We start from the raw sequence: 20,010 nt of genomic DNA on the forward strand, positions 1-20,010 counted from the left end.
GTTTTCTTCGTTCGTGGTGAGCTTGTCGAACCATGAGCCCTTCGACAGGCTCAGGGCGAACGGACTAAAATTATACCGCTTTGATGGTAACGCCGTATTTTTCTTCCGCAACGTTACGTGCTTGAAGTGTGTACGAAGAGATTTCGTTAAAGTTAAGATATTTATACACTTGATCCGCTTTTCCTGCCAATTTTTCAGGAACGATACTCATGTATTCCGCTACGGTTGGGATACGTCCAAGTTTAGCACATACGGATGCAAGCTCAGCACTTCCGAGATAAACTTGAGTCCCTTTTCCTAAACGGTTATCGAAGTTACGAGTTGATGTTGAAAATACGGTTGAACCTTCGCGTGAACTCGCTTGGTTCCCCATACAGAGTGAACATCCCGGAACTTCGGTTTGTGCTGCGATTGCTTTATAAACGTCGTAGTACCCCTCGTTGATGAGTTGCTGCTCATCCATACGGGTCGGTGGTACGATCCAGAATTTTTCAACAGCGATTTTACCTTCGCCGCGCATTACTTCACCTGCCGCACGATAGTGACCGATGTTGGTCATACAGCTGCCAAGGAATACTTCGTTGATTTCAGTACCTGCAACATCGCTGAGCAATTTAACATTATCCGGATCATTAGGACATGCCAAGATCGGCTCTGTTACTTCTGCGAGATCGATTTCGATGATTGCCGCGTATTCCGCATCGGCATCCGGTTCCATCAACGTCGGAGCGGCTAACCACTCTTTCATTTTATCGGCACGGCGTTGCAATGTACGTGCATCTTCATACCCGTCAGCTACCATCGCTTCGATCAATGTAACGTTTGATTTTAGGTACTCGATTACCGGTTCTTTGTTCAGACGGACGGTACACGCCGCCGCTGAACGCTCAGCCGATGCGTCAGAGAGTTCGAACGCTTGTTCTACTTTCATGTTCGGAAGACCTTCGATCTCCAATACACGTCCGTTGAAAATGTTCTTTTTCCCTTTTTTCTCAACCGTTAAAAGACCTGCTTTGATAGCGTAATAAGGGATTGCATTAACCAAGTCACGAAGTGTGATACCCGCTTGCATCTCCCCTTTGAAACGTACCAATACTGATTCTGGCATTTCAAGAGGCATTGCACCGGTAACACCTGCGAACGCTACAAGACCTGAACCCGCAGGGAAACTCACACCGATTGGGAAACGAGTATGGCTATCACCACCTGTTCCAACGGTATCAGGGAGAACCATGCGGTTCAACCACGAGTGGATAACACCGTCCGCAGGACGAAGAGCGACACCGCTGCGTGAGCTGATGAATGCCGGCAAAGTTGCGTGCAATTTCACGTCGGATGGTTTTGGATACGCCGCTGTATGACAGAACGATTGAAGAACGAAATCTGCTGAGAATCCAAGAGCTGAAAGCTCTTTTATTTCATCACGAGTCATTGGTCCTGTGGTATCTTGGCTACCAACGGTGCTTGTAACCGGCTCACAATACATACCCGGGCGTACACCCTCCATACCACACGCTTTACCCACCATTTTTTGTGCAAGAGTGTACCCTTTGCCGGTATCGGCAGGTTGGATAGGGGTTGCGAAAATGGTTGCCGGAGTCATTCCGAGCGCCGTGCGTGCTTTAGCCGTCAAACCGCGACCGATAATAAGAGGGATACGTCCGCCTGCACGCACTTCATCTTCGATCGTGTTCGGGCGAAGGGTGAAATTAGCAATAACAGAACCGTTTTTAGTGATAGTTCCCGCTTTTGTATCGATATCGAGCACATCGCCTGTTTCCATTTGGCTAACATCGGCTTCGATCGGCAATGCACCGGAGTCTTCACAGGTTGCAAAGAAGATTGGAGCGATAATGCTGCCAATGACCACACCGCCAGTGCGTTTATTTGGGATGCCGGGGATATCATCACCCATATGCCATTGAACCGAGTTGGCAGCAGATTTACGGCTAGAACCGGTTCCGACTACGTCACCGACGTACGCAATCTGCATCCCTTTTTCTTTGAGTTCAGCGATTTTAGCAATACCTTCAGGCATTTTTGCACTCAACATGGTTGTTGCGTGAAGCGGGATATCGGAACGGGTAAATGCCGCGCTCGCCGGAGAGAGATCATCCGTATTGGTTTCACCCGGGAATTTGAAAACAACAACGCTGAATTTTTCAGCCAATGTTTTTTTAGATGTAAACCACTCAGCATCCGCCCATGATTGAAGAACCTCTTTTGCGAAGCTATTGGTAGATGAGAGTTCAACGATATCATTGAACGCATCGTATACCAAAAGAGTATGTTTGAGTTCATGTGCCGCTTCATTAGCGATAGCATCATTACTTAGTGCATCGATAAGAGGTTTTACGTTATAGCCTCCCACCATTTTACCGAGGATTTTGATCGCCGCTTTTTTGTGATCGTCACTGTTGATATCGCTGTTGTCGCTCAAAAAAGCTTTAACTTCACCTTGGACGACTTGATGTAAAAATGCCGCTTTAACGTATGCGCCATCATCAACACCCGGATTGACGCGTTCTGCCAACATTTCAACCAATTCACCGTCTTTAGAACTTGTCGCGCTGATGAGTGCTACCAACTCGGTAACTTGCTCTTTTGTAAGAGGAAATGGGGGGATTCCCTGTGCTGTGCGTTCCGCTACGTGTGCTTTGTATTCGTCCATAAAAGCCATAGTGACTCCTGTGCATGTTAATTTTGAATGATTATATCAGAAGTAAAAAAGAGTTTTATCGTAGTGTTACTAAATTACTCAATTGTTTTAATTAAAGAGCTTGATTATGTGTAGTATTGTAACATTTATGATTTTACTATAGAGCATTAAAAAATAAAGCAGAGGAAAGAGGAGAAAAAAGCGTTACAAATTGAGAAAAATAGGAAGATTCTCCGAAAGGAGAATTAAAAAGGGTCATTGGCGATGATATCGCGATTACCCTTGGAATTTGGCGCGGAAAGAATACCGTTGTTTTCAAGTTGTTCTATCAGCGTAGCAGAGCGGTTATATCCGATTTGAAGTCGGCGTTGGAGGTAACTGATAGAGGTTTTTTGCTCCATAAGGATAATGTTTTTAGCCTCTTCATACAGTTCATCTAGCGGTTTGTTATCGATATTTTCATTACTACCTTTTAGGGTACTGCCATTATCAGCTAAGAAACGGCGATCATAATCTGGCTCGCGTTGTGATTTGAGGAAATCAACTACTTTTTCAATTTCACTTTCAGTGCTCCATGGTGCATGAAGTCGTACCAATCCGCTCATACCAGGAGGGGTAAAGAGCATATCACCGCGTCCGAGAAGCGATTCCGCTCCCATTCCATCAAGAATGATTTTACTATCGATCTTTTGTCCCACTTTATAACTGATGCGTGAGGGTAGATTGGCTTTGATAAGTCCAGTGACGACATCGACACTCGGACGCTGGGTAGCTACGATGAGATGGATACCGCTCGCGCGTGCCATTTGAGCCAAACGGGCGATAGAATATTCAACATCTTTACCACTGGTCATCATAAGATCGGCCAACTCATCGATTATGACAACAATATAGGGAAGAGGATCACGTTTTTCACTTTTTGCTTTTTCGTTGTAATTTTCAATATTTTTGGTACGTGTTTCACTCATCAGCTGATAACGACGTTCCATTTCACTGACCATATTATTGAGGGCTGAGATAGCCTCTTTGGGTTTTGTGATAACGGGGGTTAGAAGATGAGGAATGTCGTTATAAACTGAAAATTCAAGCATCTTTGGATCGATCATCAAAAGACGGAGTTGGTCGGGTGAATTTTTATAGAGTAAACTTAAAATCATAGAATTGATCCCAACACTTTTACCGCTTCCGGTGGTACCGGCGATAAGGAGATGGGGGAGCTTTTTTAAATCGGTGATGAACGGATTCCCAACGATATCTTTACCCAATATCAGTGTCAGAGGAGATGCCGCTTCTTGAAAGAGCTTGCTCTCCAGCATTTCACGCAGGAAAATCGTCTCTACCGTTTTATTCGGTATCTCAATTCCTACAACGTCTTTACCCGGTATCGGAGCTTGGATACGGATGGTTTGAGCTTTGAGTGCCATTGCAAGGTCGTCTTGAAGACCTAGAATTTTGGAGACTTTGATATTCGCGGCAGGTTTAAATTCAAAAGTCGAGACGACAGGTCCCGCATAAGTACGTACAACGTCACCGTCGATATTAAAATGTCCCAGTTTTTCGATTAGATCTCGGATTTTATCATCGAGTTCTGCTTCATCGACCAAGGTTTGTTTTTTGGGAGGATTTTGAAAGAATTCAACCAATGGAAGTTTGAAGTTTTTTGGTTTTTCACTGAACCCTTTATCAATTTGATCCAATAGCATTTTATTTTCTTCAAGCTCATCGACCACAAGAGCGTGCTGTTTTGATTCTTTTACTTTTTTTGCCATGCTGAGAATGGTGGATTCTTTCGGGGTATCCATCTGCAGCGAAGGTGTTTCTAAAACGGATGAATCTTCTAATGGACTTTCAAGAAAGGCTGAAGGCTCCAATGCTTGTGGTGGTGTGAAAGTATCGTTAATAGGGCTAGGTGTTTCTTCGTATGAAGGATAAGGATCAGTATAGTTACTCTCTGGATAAGTATACGAGGGTTCTTCAATAGGGATACTTTTAACGACAGGGGAATGTTGTGTATTTTGGGATGGTTTGGGAGCATTTAGAGGTTTGTCCATATACTCTTTGAGCGGTTGAGCTAATTCCGAGAGGCTTTGCTCCATTACCAGTACAATCGAGACGGTGACCATCATCAGCCACAGTATCCAAAGCCCGAATGAACCGATATAGATGGATAAAAAGTCAACAATAGCTCCGCCGAATGCCCCGCGATACATCCCCTCGACAACAATAGCTTGGAAAAAGAGCAAAGCAAAAAAGAGCAAGGTAAAAATCCCTGTCATTTCATAGCGACGATGCATTTCGCCATCAAATTTATACCAATAAAAAAGTGGAACCATGAGAAGTAACAAGTAGGTATAGGCAACATATCCAAACACATATACATTTGTCTGTGCAAATGATGCACCATAGGCACCGATAATGGAAGCATCACCGATAATGGTTGCGATTCCTAAATAAAATAAAATACCAAAGCCGGTAATAAATAATGTGTCGCGTAAAATGGTAGATCCTTGAATCAGGTTGAAAAGTAGTTAGATTATAGCAAAAAAGGGGAGAGAAACCCCTTTTATTGCAGATTGCTATAAATAATTGACGAGAGAAAGCTGTGAAACTTTAGAGATGCTTGAAAGCATTGCTTGATAATTGAGACTTAACTGCTGCATGCGTAGGGTCGCTTCAGCCACATCGGTATCAATAATATCCGATTGAAGTGTTTTCGTACTGATAATGAGCATATCGGAACGATCCGATGATGCTTGTAATACTTGAGAATAAGATCCAACTTCGGTTTGTAGGCGGCTGACATGATCGCTTAAATCGTCCATCCTTTGAATCGCATTTTGGACACCAAGATTACGGGGATCTGATGCATCCGTGCCGTCAGCTCGCTTTTTACCCTCTTCAACAGAGCGTATCATCTCTTCAATTTGGGTAAAAAAATCAGTTTTTGGATCACGAATAGTGATGGCACTGTTGGCATTAAACGTTAAGATATTTCCGGTTGTAGTGCTGTAATCATCTGAAGCTGCATCATAAATTGATAGGGATGCACCGGTTACTGTATTCAATTTGTCTTCAAAAACCATTTTTCCGGCATAATCAAGTGTTGTAGATGATTGGGTGTTGGCGGTAGTAATTGCTGCGTCGTAGTCTGCCGCAGTATTTGTGGCGGGTAGATTCCCACTCATCGCCATATTTACAACGTCTAAAAGTTGTTGATACGTCATTTCATCGGCATCAACTGCACTTCTCAGTGTGCTGTCTGTATTAAAGATACTAAAATTGGTTGTACCGCCGTCTAAAGAAAATGTTGAACCTGCTGTGGCTAAATCAATTTGAGCGGTAAATGCTGTACCCGTAATATCAACGCCCTCAATGATAAGCTGCTGCGTATTCAAACTGCTAACACCTGCTACATCAACTAGTTTACTGGTAGGCGTCGCATAGGAATTAGTTGTTTTGTCAATTTGCGAAATGTTAGAGAGAAGCTTTGCACCCTCTTGCTCAAAATTGGTACGATCGTAATTGACCCCTTCAATTGTATTTAGAACACTTGAGGGAGTATCTAAACTGCTTTTTGTAAATTCTTTAACATACAGACCGGGTGTGGTAACCGCTGCGGTTTCAAAATCGGTAGAACCTGCATGAAGAGCATCGATATCGGTAATATTGGCTGCTGCACCACCTGAAAAATCAACTGCACCAACCATGTGAAAATCGAGCTTGCTTGAACCCATTTTTTTGTCAGAAATTTCAATTTGTCCCTGTACATTGAGTGAAATATCAACCTGATTATTACCATACAGATCAGCGATCTCTTGCATGAGGTCATCCATCGTATCATTCATGTTGAGAGTAATTTTGCTTTTGAAACTTTCCCCATCGCTTTTTGTTCCTTGAACATAAAAATACGATTGTCTCGCAGCGTCATTGGTTAAATTTGTATCGTTATCCCCCATGAGATCACGTATTGTACTCGAACCGGTGATATAGGTCTCTGTTGAGGTATCGCGTGAGATACTGGAGTCTTCCATAATATCAGGATACAAATTATTTAAACTCATTTGCGGTACGTTAGAACTGATTGTACGATTGATCTTACTTTCTTCCCCCAAAAAAAGTTGAGATCCGCTGATATTGTACTTTTGTTTGATCCCTGAGCCCAAGAAAGCTTCCAAATCTTGATCATTTCCTTGATATGTTCCATCGGCTCCGATCGGTTTAACTGAAGTAGCGGTTCCAGAGAAGAGGTATTGTCCGCCGATAGAGGTATTGGCTAATGTTAGTAGATGATTTTGGAGCCCGCGCAATTCTTTTGCAATGGCTTGCATACTGGTGTCAGAATGTACAGCATTCGCGGCATTGACCATTTTCACTTTCATGGATTCGAGCGTTTTGACGAGCTCACCCACTGTTGTATCGGTTTGGGTTGATATTTTATAAGCACTTTGCGCACTGCTTTTAACTTGTCCCAGTGTTGTGATTTCATTATCTAAACGCAACGTATCAATAAATACACCAGGATCTTCATGGGCATATTGAATTTTCATACCGGATGAAATTTGTTTGTTGACATCAAATAATTGTTTGTTTAGTTTATTATTTTCAGCATAAATATTATTATAGTAAGAGCTTGATGTAATTCTCACGTCAAATCCTTTTGTGTAAGCTTATGTCTATTAAGCAATAAAAGTTCCATACTCTATTATCGGCAAAAAAGGAAAAATGATTAGTAAAAGCTCTTTTACGTAGTTTTAAGCAAACCAAACCTATAATTCCACCTCTTCAAACACATGCCAGTGTGGTGAAATGGTAGACACGCCGGATTCAAAATCCGGTATAGCGATATGTGCCGGTTCGAGTCCGGCCACTGGTACCACCTCCTTATTCAAATCACTCCAAAATAATCCAAAAATTCGACATAATGAAAAAATCAGATATATTCTTTAATATCAAATTTGTTTATTTATAATTAATATATTGACGATTTTACTAAATAAGACTACAATATCGTTAATATATTATTTATTGGATATCTATGACACCATTTGAACTCGCAACGACTAAAGAGATTGTCACGGAATTAGCTTCTCGTGCGAAAGCAAAGCGCAAGAAGATTGGACTGTCTCAGAAAGAATTTGCCGAGCATATCGGAGTGAAATTCAGCACCTATGCACGGTTTGAAAAAACAGGACTTATCTCTTTAAATAACTTTGTTGATACGCTAAGAGGATTGTATTCTATCGGTGAGCTGGAAGCTCTTTTAATCGATGAGAATGAAAATCTGAAAATCAAGTGGTAAGGGCAGGGCAAAGTATTATGGAATTATCCGTAAAAGCATGGGGCGAGACAATCGGCAAACTGGTTGAGCATAACGGTAAAAACCTATTTGCCCTTTCTCCGAATACTGATCTGCCTTTTTCTCCTATCCAACTCAAAGAGAAAAACAAACTCTACGATTTTTCCCATCTTGCATTTCAACACGGCTTACCGGGATTAATCAATGACAGCCTTCCTGGGCAATACGGTCAAGAATATCTCAACGATTTTTTTGTTCAGCATTTTCAATATCACCCTTCGGTGATTGAAACCTTGCAATTTATTGGTGATAATACGATGGGCGCCCTGACGTATGAACCGTCGATATTGAAGGAGAATGATGGTGACGGGGTTGTACTTCAAGCAAAAGAACTCTACGAACAAACCAAAATGGCTCTAAGCGGTAAAGCGGAACTCTCATTGGCAAAAATCATCGCCATATCCAGCTCGGCAGCCTCCGGTGCCAGACCAAAAGCGATTGTGGGACTTAACTATCAGAGCAAAGAGATATTTGTCGGTAAGAAAGGGGAAACTATTCCCGATAAGTTTACCCACTCCATCATCAAATTCGATAACCTCATATATGGAGCCAATCGCGGTATTGCCACACCCTATGAGGAAGAAAAGATATCCAAGACAATCACTGAGCATATCTATGCGCTATGTGCAAAAAAATGCGGGATTAGTATGCCTGAGACGTCACTCATTGAAACGGATGGTGGCGTTCATTTCGCCGTTGAGCGATTCGATATTAAAAAAACTTCAAATGGGGTTGAACGATTTCACATGCATTCACTCTCTGGACTGATGCATCATAATCCTGCCGAGACGACATTCGATTATATGAACGCTTTTCGAGTAGGGCTAAAGCTCAACATTCCCCATGAAGATATGGTTAACCTTTATCGGATCATGATCTTTAATATCGTTTACGGAAACAAAGATGATCATAGCCGTAATATCTCGTATCTTATGGATAAAAGCGGTAAGTGGAGGGCGGCACCGGCATACGATCTGACCTTCACTTACAACAAACACCATCAAATGCTTTTCAATCTCAAAAATATTTCATCCATTGATCGGAAACATCTCATCCATATGGGTGAAGAGTTTAAAATCCAAAATTGCGATGAGATCATTTCTAAAGTTATCGAGATTAAGCATACGTTTCTTATTGAGCTTGCAATACAGTATGGTGTTGGACGATGGGGAGAAGAGATTATCGCATTAATGGCTACAGTTGATCAGTCTTTGAAAAAATAAAAAGTATCGACACTAAAGAATTTTAGCATTAGAGATTGAGCTGATAAAGGTATTTCATTGTTGTTTTGAAAATGAAATACACGTTGTTTACACCTTAAAACTCCCTATTTAATAGATTCTAACCTGTTTGGAATCACTCTCATTTCATCCTTTCCATCACATCCATGCTGGCGATAAAAGTTTCTATTTATCGCTATTTCAACGCTATTTACATTCTATATACTTATCCCATGATTTTGAATTGTATTAATAATATCTATATATTAGATATTGTTTATTTAATGAAAATCAATAGATTGAAGGAGATGATATGAAAAAAGTGGTAGGCATGAGTCTAGCTGCAGCATTATTGCTCGGAGTAAATGCATTCGCATTCGACAATGTAAAGGTAAGCGGTGATGCTAAACTTTACTACAATACGGACGATAAAAACCCAAATGATCTTTTTAGTAAAGCATCAAGTGCAGCAGATACTGCTCTTCGTCTGGGTGTAACGGGAGAGCTTCTGAAGAATGTCACTTTTGGTGTGACTGGGTATGCGATCAGTACGCTTGGTCTTGAAAACAATTTGGTAAGTAATACATGGTCAAGTGCGCATACAGCTACTAACTCGGGTGCCGGTAATGATGTTTCTGATGAAGCATGGATCGGTGAACTATGGATTGCCGCGAAGTATGGTAATACAACTGTGAAAGCAGGTCGTATGCTGCTCGATTCACCTCTTTCATTTAGTGAAATGTGGTCTGTTGCTCCGAATAGCTATGAAGCTTTTGTTCTTATCAACCAAGATATTCCCGATACAACTTTGGTTGCTGTATATGCTGGACACAGTAATGGTGTAAATGCTGTTGGATATACTGCAGATGCTTCAACGGTCAACAGTGCCACTGGTATTGCTGATAATACTTCAGGTATTGGTCTCGATGGGATTGTGGGTGCGAATGGAACATTCGGTACACACGGAGCAAAAGGTGCCAATGTATTTGCTCTTATCAACAACTCATACAAACCGCTTACAGCACAAGCATGGTATTACAATGTTGTCAATGCTGCAGATGCTTTCTGGTTACAAGGCGATCTTAATAGCGATATGGTTAAAGGTCTAACATTGGGTGCTCAATACACCGAAATTAGTCCAAAAGGTGTATATCAAGGTGTTCATGACTCAAAAGGGTATGCATTCAAAGTTGGATATGAAGGTCTCGAAAATTTTAAAGTATCTGCCGCCTATTCAGACATAGATAAAGATAGTGTTTTTAAAGTTGCTAACCTTGCTACAAATAACACGGTAAAAGCTCAATCAAAATTGTATACGGAAGCCTTTTGGAACTATGGATATGTAGGTACTCCTGATGCAGAATCATGGAATTTGAGTGCTCAATATAATGTACAGGATATCGCTAAATTTGGCGCTTACTATACAAACGTAAGTATCGATAAAACCAATAAAGATATGAAAGAGCTTGCTTTGTCTGCAACAAAATCTTTTGGGGCATTGGACACTACTTTGGCGTACATCTCTACGGATGCTGATGATCAAAATAGCGGTTCACAATTTAACTCTATTCAAGCACGTTTGACTCTTAACTTCTAAGAATCAGTATGCAACTTTCATCCCTTCGGGGATGAACCCTCCTTTTTATGAAAAGTTTTGAACCTATAGTGAAGTTTCGTCGACGTCAATAAGGTAATGATGAGAAGAAGGGGAGAAAGTCTGGGGCCCTTTAGGTGCTCCGTCTTTCTTCAGTATTACTAATCAAAAACAAAAATCATACTGCGTATTCCCCTATTAAACGGCTATTTCAGAGCTATTTTCATTCTATATACTTATCTAATAATAAAAAAACAGTAAGGAATTACATGCAAAAAGCGGCAGTAATGAGCTTAGCGGCTACAGTAGCATTGAATGCTTCAAGTATTGATGAGGCATTTGTAGCGGGGAAAGCAAGCGGAGAGATTCGTGCGGTATATGTAAGCCAGAACAATGAAGTGGATGAAGATACCTATGGTACTTCGATCGGTGGCATACTCAAATACGAGAGTGCGGCATGGAATAATATTAAATTGGGTGCAGGGGCATATGTAAGTCAAAAACTCCATTTTGCAACCGGGAATTTCGATGCGGGAGAAGCAAATCCTGATTTATTTGCAGAAGATACCAAATCATACGCTTATCTCGGTGAAGCCTATATCGATTACAGTGCGAATGATATTAGCTTGCGTGTCGGTCGCCAGCTTATCGATACTCCATTCGCTGATACTGATGATATCCGTATGCACCCGAATACTTTTGAAGCAGCGATAGCGACGTACAAAGGGGTTGATGAAACAACACTCGTCGGAGGATACATTACACGATGGGCCGGATACGACTCGGAGGATGACATTTCTAAATTCAAAAAGGTTACTACTGATAGTAACGGTGCAGCTGTTATCGGTATCATTAACGAGAGTGTTGAGAATCTCGAATTACAAGGATGGTATTACGGTATCGATAAACTCACGGATATCTTCTATACTGACGCAAGCTACACCCTTTCTTTCAATCAAACCAATGGATTAGAATTCGTAGGACAATGGATGAAATTTAAAGAAGAGAATGGTTCGGGCGTGGATGGCACTGTTTATGGAATCGGTGCAAATCTGAATATCGGTATGCTTACCCTCGGCACAGCGTATAACGAAGCTTCCAATGGTACGGGAAAATTTATCATCAGCGGTCTTGGTAATGGAGCCTATCTGGTTGATACGGAAGAAATGAATCTTGATCATTTCGAAGATATAAAAGCGTATTTGTTCAGTGCAGAGTTGGATATGGAAGAGGTAGGATTGGAAGGTCTGACATTGACCGCTATCTATGCAGGTTTTAAAAGTGCACCGGAAGATATGAGAGAGAAAGAGATTGATTTAATCGCAAGTTATGAGATCAATAAAGCCCTTAGTGTCGAGGTAAACTATGCGATACTTGATGACAAAAACAACAATACCTCCGAAGACGGACTCTATAACGGTGGGTATGATCGTTTTCTCGTACGCATGAACTATAACTTCTAGAAGGGTTAGTTATCTACTTTAGTGGAAATATGGTACTTGTTTGCATCACTGTCTTCTAACTCGATAGTGTAAGTACCATCCCCACCCATCGTCTCAAAAACCATAGTCGGATTTTGACTGATTGCTGAAGTAAGCTCCATAGTTGCAAGTAACTCTTTGTTGCTGTATAACTCAAGATGTTTGATGTAAAAGGGGTTGGTTCCGAACATTAACCCTGTTTCCATAGGATGGAATATCGAAAATTTTATGATGTAGGTTTTGTTTTGTCGCAGTGTATGACTTTTGTGTTTACCCAAAAGTAGGGCAAACTTTTTACTCTCTTCCGGTGTACTTGGTGAACATCCGCCGCCAAAACTTTTGATGTTCGCACTGCCGATATGCCATAATCCGTTTGTATCTTCAACGAGTACGCGTATGGGTGTTTCTTGGGCAACACGGATACTAAAAGAGAAAATGGCTTTAAGGTTTAAAAGTTTGACATCCATAATCTCAGGAATGAGGTTTAAATCGGCGAATACGATCATCCTTTTTGCATCTTTGATCTTGGAAGCATCGATAACGATGGGTACATGGGTAGGGTTGTCTGCAAATTTCGGGACATCTATGGTGATGTTTATATCATCAAAAGAGTAGTTTGCGCCATGAAGTGTTTTTTGGAGCAGATCGTCAAAAGTGGGTGAATAAATCGGATTTTTTGCTTGTGCATTTACAGTGAGCAGGAGAATAAAGATTAGAAGTTTGGATAGGGTTGAAGACATGCATGTTCCTTTAAGGTCCGTAGGAAATAGGTTTAGTATAGGTTACATGATAGGTGTCGAATATTTTTTCTAAGATCTTGTTCTCATGCAACTCTGTGATTACGCCATCGATGTGATAGCTTAAGTCACGATAATCACTCCGAACGGCTATACCTATATCCCAAATGGATTTTATCCCCAAAACCTCATTGGTCATAGTGTATTTATCCTGATTATTATTGTAATCAAGTAAAAACTCTACTTGAGATTTTAAGCCTGCCAGGGAATCGATTTTTCCGGCTTTAAAATCCAAGACGGCATCGTCAAACTTAGCGTAGCGTTTAACATTTTTTCTGAGTAACCCTCCATTTTTCATGGAGAGATGTTTATCCGGAAGGGTATCTAACTCCACACCTATGGTGTGATAGGCAAATATGCCCAACGTGTTAACCTTCGGTATGACATCTTTGTGGGTAACAATAACCCATTTTTCCGCATGGTAGGGTGATTTTATAGCAACCATTTCTGTTTGAAGCTCTCCGCTCGTAGCATCTACTTGTCGCATATAATCATAGTCATAGGGGATCCTCAGCATAACATCGGCACGCGTTTTATGAACAGGATTTCCCTTCCAGACCACATTTCTAAGGTCATCATCGAGATTCTCATCAGCCTCTGTAAAGTACCATTTTGGCTTAACATTGAGGGATGCAGCAATATGTTTGCCGATCTCAACATCAATCCCTTTGGCTTCACCGTTCTCCATATACGAATAGGGACGAAAGTCATTATAGACGGCTATGACGATCTCACCGCAGGATTGTATATCCTCAGTACTCCGTGCATACGAGCAAAGAGTAATGATTAGTGTACTAATGATGACCGCTAGAAGTTTCATGACAAATTAGTCAGGTTTAACAGTCATCAAATATGAACGAATTGACCACATAGCTTCTTGATTAATGACACCTTCGAATGGAGGCATATAGACATTGCCATTTCGGACAGCTCCACCACGGATTCTCTCCATAAACCATGCATCGCCTTCTACACCTCTATCAAGGTAGCGAAGATCCGGAGCAACACCGCCAGAGATTGCGTCCAATCCATGACAGCGAGCACAGTTTTCTGCGTAAGCATGGTTACCAATTTCAATGGCTTTTGCATTTCCTTCGTAAGGGTTCTTTTCTAGCCAAGCTGTTCCTAAGGGTGCCAAACCTTTAGTATCTACCGGCTGAGGGGTTACGTTTCCGTGACTCATTAATAATGTTGCTGATAGCAATGCTACCACTCCAAGCGTATGAGATTTTTTCATACTAACTCCTTTTCTAATCTTTTGTGATTTGGAAATTATAAAGTATGAAAATAGCCTGATAATAGCGTTTAAAAAGAAATTTTTACTGCTATATTCAAGCTATAAACCTGTACTAAAATGATTTGGAAATATTATAGAAGTAGGAGTGTTATTTATGAAAATTTTTGTTTTACTGTTGCTCTATTTATCTCTACTATATGGAAGCAATAATCAGCTTAAGGTTGGCGTTTTGGCATATGGAACCGTTAATTGGGAATTGATGACGATAAAGTCACGAGAACTGGACAAGAAATACGGATTTGATCTTGAAATTAAAGAACTAGCGTCTAAAGATGGTGTTGCCGTCGCTTTTCAAGCCGATAGTGTCGATGTAATCGTCAATGACTGGGTCTGGGTCAACCGACAAAATTATCCTAAATTTTCCCTCTATTTTTACCCTTATTCCACAGGACTGGGAGGAATCTATACCAATAATTCACGTTACCGTACTCTTGGTGATTTAAAAGGGAAAAAACTGGGTGTCGCCGGAGGGGCGATGGATAAAAGCTGGTTACTCTACAAAGCGTATGCTCAACAAAAACTGGGGATTGATCTCTCAAGCCATGCAGAGATCGTATTTGCCGCACCTCCGATTCTGAATGCTAAGTTGTCGGATGGAAGTTTAGACGCTGTACTCAACTTTTGGCACTACAATGTATTACTGGATGAAAAAGGGATGACACCCATATCCTCGGTTCGGGAAGTTTTAGGAAGCTTCGGCATTAACAATCAAGATATCCCCTTTACCGGATGGGTATTCAAGCGGCCATTTGCGGCAGAGAATAAAAATATGATCAACGGTTTTTTACAAGCTTCGCATGAGGCGAATAAAATACTCAAACACGATGACACGGCATGGAATGCATTACGACCCTTTATGCACGTTAAAGACGATGCCGCTTTTGAAGCGTTAAAAAAAGGGTATCGTGAGGGAATTCCTGATAAGTTCACCCAAAATGAAATTAATGGAATTGAAAAAATATATACAATTTTGGAAAAAACCGGTGGTAAAAGCCTCGTTGGTGACTCCAAACATTTTGATAAAACGATGTTTTGGCCCTATAAACCTAATAGTGTGCGGTAATAGAGATGCTCAATCTTCTGTATCTGCGCGTAGGATCTGTTTTTTTCCTTATTGCACTTTGGCATGTCACAGCACTCCTCTCTGATTCTCCCATGCTTCCATTGCCGGTAAATGTTTTGAGTAGCCTGATTGAGCACATTTCCAGTGGAGAACTTCTGCATCATCTCGGTATTACTTTGTACCGCGTTGCTATGATTTTTCTCATTGCCATGCCTCTTGGGATTGCTTTTGGTCTGTTGATGGGTAACTTCAAAAAAATTGATGCAGCGCTTGATACTCTCCTCGTATTGGGGCTGAATATGCCCGCACTTGTGGTTATTATGCTCTGCTATATCTGGTTTGGTTTGAGCGATGTTGCAGCGATTTTAGCCGTCGTCATCAATAAAGTACCAACCGTCATCGTCAACATACGAGAAGGGGTAAAAGCCATCGATAAAAGACTGATTGAAGTTGCCTACATCTATAAAGTATCCCGATACAAGATGCTATTTGTCTTTTATATCCCACAACTCTACCCTTATATCATTGCAAGTGCGAGAAACGGTCTTTCATTGATCTGGAAAATTGTCCTAGTGGTCGAACTATTAGGTAGAAGCGATGGGATCGGATTTCAGCTTTCCATGTTTTTTCAGTTTTTTGATATCACTTCGATACTGGCCTATTCATTTTCTTTCATCATTATCATTCTTTTGATCGAAAGTTTTATTTTTAGACCTATCGATACGCAAATATCCAAGTGGAGATAATATGCTTAACATAGATATCACTCGTAAAAAGTATGCTGAGAAAGAGATACTTCAAGATATACGTTTTAGCCTTAAATCAGGAGAATTTATCTCTATTATCGGTCCATCGGGATGCGGAAAAACGACGCTGCTCCGGCTCATCTCCTCTTTGGATAACGATTTTGAGGGGTCGATTGACATCGACAGAGATACCATCGGGATGATGTTTCAAGAGCCTAGGCTTTTGCCATGGCTTACCGTCAGAGAAAATATTGCTGTTGTGGATAAAGTCGGCGATCAGGAGGAGGTACTTAAGCTTTTGCGTATGGTGGGATTAGAACATACCCTCAATACCTACCCCAAAAATCTCTCCGGCGGTATGGCACGAAGAGTTTCTCTTGTAAGAGCTTTTATCAACCGTCCCAAGCTCATTTTACTGGATGAGCCGTTTGTATCTCTGGACAGACCTACCTCTCTCGCGCTTCAAAATGATTTGATGCTCTTTTGCAAAAGTTTTAATCCTGCGGTGATTTTGGTTACCCATGATCTTGACGAAGCGATTTCGCTTTCACAAAAAATTCTCTTTTTAGGCGGTGAAGTTACCGGAAACATTATGACCCACATCAACGAAAACCACTGTTTTGATACGCTTTATCCTACACAGGTAGACGTGATAAAAGAGAATATATTATCCCTGCATCCCAATATTTTAGAAGGAAAATTATGAAAAAAAGAACGCTCATACTATTGATGCTCTCATTTGCCAATGCGGAAGACCTCAAAATGCAAATCTATAAACCTGTCACAAGCTCATGCCCTGCATCGTGGCTAAGTGAGATAGAAATGAGCATAGCTAAGCCGGAGATTATGTCGATAGTAGATATTAAAGGACTTAAAAGTGATATAGGTATTCCAAAAGAACTTCAATCTTGCAATACTTCAATTTTAGGTGATTATGTTTTTGAGGGGAATGTCCCGCCGGAGGCTATTAAAAAGTTTATGAAGGAGAAACCCGCAGGCGCAATCGGACTCAGCCTGCCTGCCAGCCAAAACAATGAAGCGGTAAAAAAGGTCTATATCCTGTATCCAGATAAGATATACAAGCTTTATGGAACCTATTGATCCAAACCGGATGAAATGATATTTTCGATCATCTCATCCACGTTTTTCGGATCCACTTGATCACTCAGTCTCGGTGTTTTTAGAAAAGAGACCGTAATGTCCGAGCTATCTTGTGGCTGAAAAATTACCAGCTTCAATGGACAATACAGCAGAGTATCGATACTTTTAGCCACGAGCTGATAACTGACAGAGGGTTTACAAAAACCTATACTGATCGCATTTTTTAGAAGCGGTTGTTTGTCTAAACTTTTGGATACCGCTTCTAAGGCTTTTGCTATATTTATCTCGTATACGATGTTAAATGCATTGACTTGCAGTTCATTGCTGATGCGTAATTGCACCTCTTCAAATGATCTATCGCTAACTTTATAGGAGATATATTCGGGTGTTTCGGTACGAATATTCTCTGCATAGAGTTCTCCTGTTAAGAAGAGATAGAGAAAAAAGATTATTTTCGTTTGCATTTCATCTCAGATGCCGCGATACCCAGGGTATCTAAATCGGTTATCGGATGTAAAAAACCGACTTGCGGCGAGGTGGAAATAAGCGCTTTTGGATGAACTAAAGAGATAGGCATTCGCAGCTGTCCATTATAGTTTCGGTAAGAGAGTTTTCTCCCCATATAGGCTGATAACTCAAATTCATTTGAACGAATATAGGCAATATTCGCTTTAACTTCGCTTGTGTTCGTGTGCATGAGGGATGTTGCAATGGTTCGGATTGCGACCCACGCAGCAAAGTCTTCAGACTCCATCCAACGTGATGCATGTTTTTCAAAGCGGTTTTGCATTTGTGCCGCCCCCCATTGCTCGATACTCTTATGCCACATTACCGGCGTAAGCCCCTGAGTACCGGCTACCGGACGTGGTAACCACGAGTTGAAATAGACAAATTCTCCGAAATCGCCAAAATAATCTGCCGTAACGATAACATCATAGTCATCGCTTTGGGTAAATGCCGGGAGTTCATCTTCCGCTTTTCTGCGAATATCTGTTGTGTTATTCCAAATTTTCTCTTTTACGATTGTGGCACCGAATTTTTTGGCAGCTCTTCGGATGGCAATAGCAATATGTTTGTCTTTGACTGTTTTGCCTTGGAGCAAGAAGATGTTTTTGAAATTTCGCTTTACAAGAAATTGCATTAATCCATCATACAGCATCGCATCACTTGGAATAGTATGCAAAAGATTACTGTTGCAGTAGTACATTCGCAGGCTGGTATCATTCAATCCGGTATTAAATATAAGAACATTCTTACTTTTTGGGTGCTTCATAAGTTTTAGAAAGAGGGAGATTTGAACGTTTACAACCACATAGCGACCGCCGTTGTCTACGTAATTCTCAAAAGCTTTTAAGAGCTCATCTTCTTTATACGATACTTTCGTATCCAAAGAGTACTTCTGATTCATAAATTGAGCACTTTTTTGACTGTCTTCTAGTGCCATTTTTGCCCCGGCCAAACCCAAGTCATCCGGCTTTTCGATGATATTTGAGAGGACCGGAGGATGTTTTACTTTTTGATGTAAATACAGCATCTTGACACTCATATCTGTAGCGCTCAGCGAGATGGTACACAATAAGATTGTAATCAGTAAATGTAGTGCATAGCGCATAGTTGATCTCCTGAAAATCATGGTATGACAATTATAGGAAAAATAAATAGCGTGTGTATAGCTATTTTCGAGCTATTTACATTTTGTATAATATTTTCAACATCAGTCATAAGGGATTTTTATGAAAAAAACTGCACTCTCAACCATTTTATTGCTCAGTATTGGAGTTCAGGCAGATACGGTATTCGTATCCAATGAGAAAGACAATTCGATTTCCGTTATAGACTCAAAAACTCAGAAAGTCACCGAAACGATACGTGTTGGACAAAGACCGCGCGGGATTCTCCTCGATAAATCTAAAACTCAACTGTATGTGTGTGCCAGTGATGATGACACCGTACAAATACTGGATATCAAAAGCAAACGAGTGATTGCAAATCTGCCATCGGGTGAAGACCCGGAACAGTTTGCTTTGCATCCTAATGGGAGAGAGCTTTATATCGCGAATGAGAATGATGCACTGGTCACGATTGTCGATACACTGAAAAGAAGCGTATTAAAACAGATTGAGGTCGGGATAGAACCTGAGGGTATGGCCGTAAGCCCTAATGGAAAGCTTGCAATCGTAACAACAGAGACATCAAATTTTTTACATTGGATTGACACCAAAACGAAAAAAATCGTGCATACAACACTTGTTGACCAAAGACCGAGACATATAGAATTTAATAAAAGCGGTGATAAGGTTTGGGCCTCTTCAGAGATAGGGGGAACGGTTATGGTTGTCGATACAGCGTCAAAAAAGGGCATTGCAAAAATCAACTTTAAAATACCGGGAATCTTTAAAGATCAAATTCAACCGGTCGGTATAAAACTTACCAGCGATGGCAAATACGCTTTTGTCGCACTGGGGCCAGCGAATCATGTCGCGGTTGTCGATGCTGTAACCTTTAAAGTGATTAAATATCTATTGGTCGGTAAACGGGTATGGCAAATGGCCTTTGTCGAGAATGAACAGCAGCTTTACACGACCAACGGTGTTAGCGGTGATGTCTCTGTGATCGATGTTAATGGACTAAAAGTACTCAAAAGTATTAAAGTAGGCCGTTATCCTTGGGGTCTAGCGGTTATTCCGACGAACTAA

General features: G+C 41.0%; 17 protein-coding genes and 1 tRNA gene. 10 read left to right on the plus strand and 8 right to left on the minus strand.

The window, feature by feature from the left end; translation table 11 throughout:
• Positions 1-70 precede the first annotated feature (70 nt).
• From acnB to B649_RS05150, 3 genes are all read right to left on the minus strand, one after another.
• Positions 71-2,680, minus strand: coding sequence for a bifunctional aconitate hydratase 2/2-methylisocitrate dehydratase (acnB, locus tag B649_RS05140; protein ID WP_015653453.1), 2,610 nt, complete (start codon positions 2,678-2,680; stop codon positions 71-73).
• Positions 2,681-2,904: 224 nt separating this feature from the next.
• Complete coding sequence (locus tag B649_RS05145) at positions 2,905-5,172, minus strand: DNA translocase FtsK (protein ID WP_291750967.1); 2,268 nt, start codon at positions 5,170-5,172, stop codon at positions 2,905-2,907.
• Between the two features lie 63 nt (positions 5,173-5,235).
• The gene (locus B649_RS05150) at positions 5,236-7,305 is read right to left on the minus strand and encodes a flagellin (protein ID WP_015653455.1); all 2,070 of its coding nucleotides are present in this window, start codon (positions 7,303-7,305) and stop codon (positions 5,236-5,238) included.
• 146 nt (positions 7,306-7,451) lie between these two features.
• Between B649_RS05150 and B649_RS05155 the strand changes: the two genes are divergently transcribed.
• The 5 genes from B649_RS05155 (at position 7,452) to B649_RS05175 (ending at position 12,292) form a co-directional block, all read left to right on the plus strand.
• Positions 7,452-7,535: transfer RNA gene (locus tag B649_RS05155), tRNA-Leu, on the plus strand.
• A 159-nt stretch (positions 7,536-7,694) separates the two neighbouring features.
• On the plus strand, positions 7,695-7,958 hold the full coding sequence (locus B649_RS05160) for a helix-turn-helix transcriptional regulator (protein WP_015653456.1): 264 nt from the start codon (positions 7,695-7,697) through the stop codon (positions 7,956-7,958).
• A 17-nt stretch (positions 7,959-7,975) separates the two neighbouring features.
• Complete coding sequence (locus B649_RS05165) at positions 7,976-9,238, plus strand: type II toxin-antitoxin system HipA family toxin (RefSeq protein ID WP_015653457.1); 1,263 nt, start codon at positions 7,976-7,978, stop codon at positions 9,236-9,238.
• A gap of 310 nt (positions 9,239-9,548) precedes the next feature.
• Positions 9,549-10,832, plus strand: a complete 1,284-nt coding sequence (locus B649_RS05170) for a hypothetical protein (protein ID WP_015653458.1) — start codon at positions 9,549-9,551, stop codon at positions 10,830-10,832.
• A 266-nt stretch (positions 10,833-11,098) separates the two neighbouring features.
• Positions 11,099-12,292, plus strand: coding sequence for an OprD family outer membrane porin (locus B649_RS05175; RefSeq protein WP_015653459.1), 1,194 nt, complete (start codon positions 11,099-11,101; stop codon positions 12,290-12,292).
• Between the two features lie 5 nt (positions 12,293-12,297).
• Here the strand turns inward: B649_RS05175 and B649_RS05180 are convergent, their stop codons facing one another.
• The 3 genes from B649_RS05180 to pedF are packed head-to-tail and all read right to left on the minus strand — an operon-like array spanning position 12,298 to position 14,344.
• Positions 12,298-13,050 carry a thiosulfate oxidation carrier protein SoxY gene (locus B649_RS05180; protein WP_015653460.1) on the minus strand — a complete coding sequence of 251 codons (753 nt, stop codon included), beginning with the start codon at positions 13,048-13,050 and terminating at the stop codon, positions 12,298-12,300.
• A 10-nt stretch (positions 13,051-13,060) separates the two neighbouring features.
• Positions 13,061-13,927 (minus strand): ABC transporter substrate-binding protein, encoded by an 867-nt coding sequence (locus B649_RS05185; protein ID WP_291750947.1) that lies wholly within the window; start codon positions 13,925-13,927, stop codon positions 13,061-13,063.
• A 6-nt stretch (positions 13,928-13,933) separates the two neighbouring features.
• Positions 13,934-14,344, minus strand: coding sequence for a cytochrome c-550 PedF (gene pedF, locus B649_RS05190; RefSeq protein ID WP_015653462.1), 411 nt, complete (start codon positions 14,342-14,344; stop codon positions 13,934-13,936).
• Positions 14,345-14,498: 154 nt separating this feature from the next.
• Between pedF and B649_RS05195 the strand changes: the two genes are divergently transcribed.
• From B649_RS05195 to B649_RS05210, 4 genes are read left to right on the plus strand one after another with little or no spacing between them, the layout of a single operon-like run.
• On the plus strand, positions 14,499-15,467 hold the full coding sequence (locus B649_RS05195; protein WP_015653463.1) for a transporter substrate-binding domain-containing protein: 969 nt from the start codon (positions 14,499-14,501) through the stop codon (positions 15,465-15,467).
• A 5-nt stretch (positions 15,468-15,472) separates the two neighbouring features.
• Entirely contained in the window at positions 15,473-16,213 is a 741-nt protein-coding gene (locus B649_RS05200; protein ID WP_015653464.1) for an ABC transporter permease subunit, read from the plus strand.
• Position 16,214: 1 nt separating this feature from the next.
• Positions 16,215-16,919 (plus strand): ABC transporter ATP-binding protein, encoded by a 705-nt coding sequence (locus tag B649_RS05205; RefSeq protein WP_015653465.1) that lies wholly within the window; start codon positions 16,215-16,217, stop codon positions 16,917-16,919.
• Positions 16,916-17,314, plus strand: coding sequence for a DUF411 domain-containing protein (locus tag B649_RS05210; RefSeq protein ID WP_015653466.1), 399 nt, complete (start codon positions 16,916-16,918; stop codon positions 17,312-17,314). Before B649_RS05205 ends, B649_RS05210 begins: the two co-directional genes overlap by 4 nt.
• Here the strand turns inward: B649_RS05210 and B649_RS05215 are convergent.
• Complete coding sequence (locus B649_RS05215; protein ID WP_015653467.1) at positions 17,308-17,778, minus strand: DUF302 domain-containing protein; 471 nt, start codon at positions 17,776-17,778, stop codon at positions 17,308-17,310. The two genes, B649_RS05210 and B649_RS05215, sit on opposite strands and share 7 nt — an antisense overlap.
• On the minus strand, positions 17,763-18,926 hold the full coding sequence (locus B649_RS05220; protein WP_015653468.1) for an ABC transporter substrate-binding protein: 1,164 nt from the start codon (positions 18,924-18,926) through the stop codon (positions 17,763-17,765). Before B649_RS05220 ends, B649_RS05215 begins: the two co-directional genes overlap by 16 nt.
• Positions 18,927-19,047: 121 nt before the next feature.
• On the opposite strand from B649_RS05220, the gene B649_RS05225 reads away from it, so the two are divergent.
• On the plus strand, positions 19,048-20,010 hold the full coding sequence (locus tag B649_RS05225; RefSeq protein WP_015653469.1) for a PQQ-dependent catabolism-associated beta-propeller protein: 963 nt from the start codon (positions 19,048-19,050) through the stop codon (positions 20,008-20,010).

The organism is Candidatus Sulfuricurvum sp. RIFRC-1 (genome assembly GCF_000310245.1).
GTDB lineage: Bacteria > Campylobacterota > Campylobacteria > Campylobacterales > Sulfurimonadaceae > Sulfuricurvum.

Excerpts from the sequence above, each read along its gene's own strand:
- B649_RS05180 (WP_015653460.1), bottom strand. The coding sequence starts at position 13,050 with ATGTCTTCAACCCTATCCAAACTTCTAATCTTTATTCTCCTGCTCACT.
- B649_RS05215 (WP_015653467.1), bottom strand. The coding sequence starts at position 17,778 with ATGCAAACGAAAATAATCTTTTTTCTCTATCTCTTCTTAACAGGAGAA.
- B649_RS05170 (WP_015653458.1), top strand. The coding sequence starts at position 9,549 with ATGAAAAAAGTGGTAGGCATGAGTCTAGCTGCAGCATTATTGCTCGGA.
- B649_RS05185 (WP_291750947.1), bottom strand. The coding sequence starts at position 13,927 with ATGAAACTTCTAGCGGTCATCATTAGTACACTAATCATTACTCTTTGC.
- B649_RS05160 (WP_015653456.1), top strand. The coding sequence starts at position 7,695 with ATGACACCATTTGAACTCGCAACGACTAAAGAGATTGTCACGGAATTA.
- B649_RS05200 (WP_015653464.1), top strand. The coding sequence starts at position 15,473 with ATGCTCAATCTTCTGTATCTGCGCGTAGGATCTGTTTTTTTCCTTATT.
- B649_RS05195 (WP_015653463.1), top strand. The coding sequence starts at position 14,499 with ATGAAAATTTTTGTTTTACTGTTGCTCTATTTATCTCTACTATATGGA.
- B649_RS05165 (WP_015653457.1), top strand. The coding sequence starts at position 7,976 with ATGGAATTATCCGTAAAAGCATGGGGCGAGACAATCGGCAAACTGGTT.
- B649_RS05210 (WP_015653466.1), top strand. The coding sequence starts at position 16,916 with ATGAAAAAAAGAACGCTCATACTATTGATGCTCTCATTTGCCAATGCG.
- acnB (WP_015653453.1), bottom strand. The coding sequence starts at position 2,680 with ATGGCTTTTATGGACGAATACAAAGCACACGTAGCGGAACGCACAGCA.
- B649_RS05225 (WP_015653469.1), top strand. The coding sequence starts at position 19,048 with ATGAAAAAAACTGCACTCTCAACCATTTTATTGCTCAGTATTGGAGTT.
- B649_RS05175 (WP_015653459.1), top strand. The coding sequence starts at position 11,099 with ATGCAAAAAGCGGCAGTAATGAGCTTAGCGGCTACAGTAGCATTGAAT.
- B649_RS05220 (WP_015653468.1), bottom strand. The coding sequence starts at position 18,926 with ATGCGCTATGCACTACATTTACTGATTACAATCTTATTGTGTACCATC.
- pedF (WP_015653462.1), bottom strand. The coding sequence starts at position 14,344 with ATGAAAAAATCTCATACGCTTGGAGTGGTAGCATTGCTATCAGCAACA.
- B649_RS05205 (WP_015653465.1), top strand. The coding sequence starts at position 16,215 with ATGCTTAACATAGATATCACTCGTAAAAAGTATGCTGAGAAAGAGATA.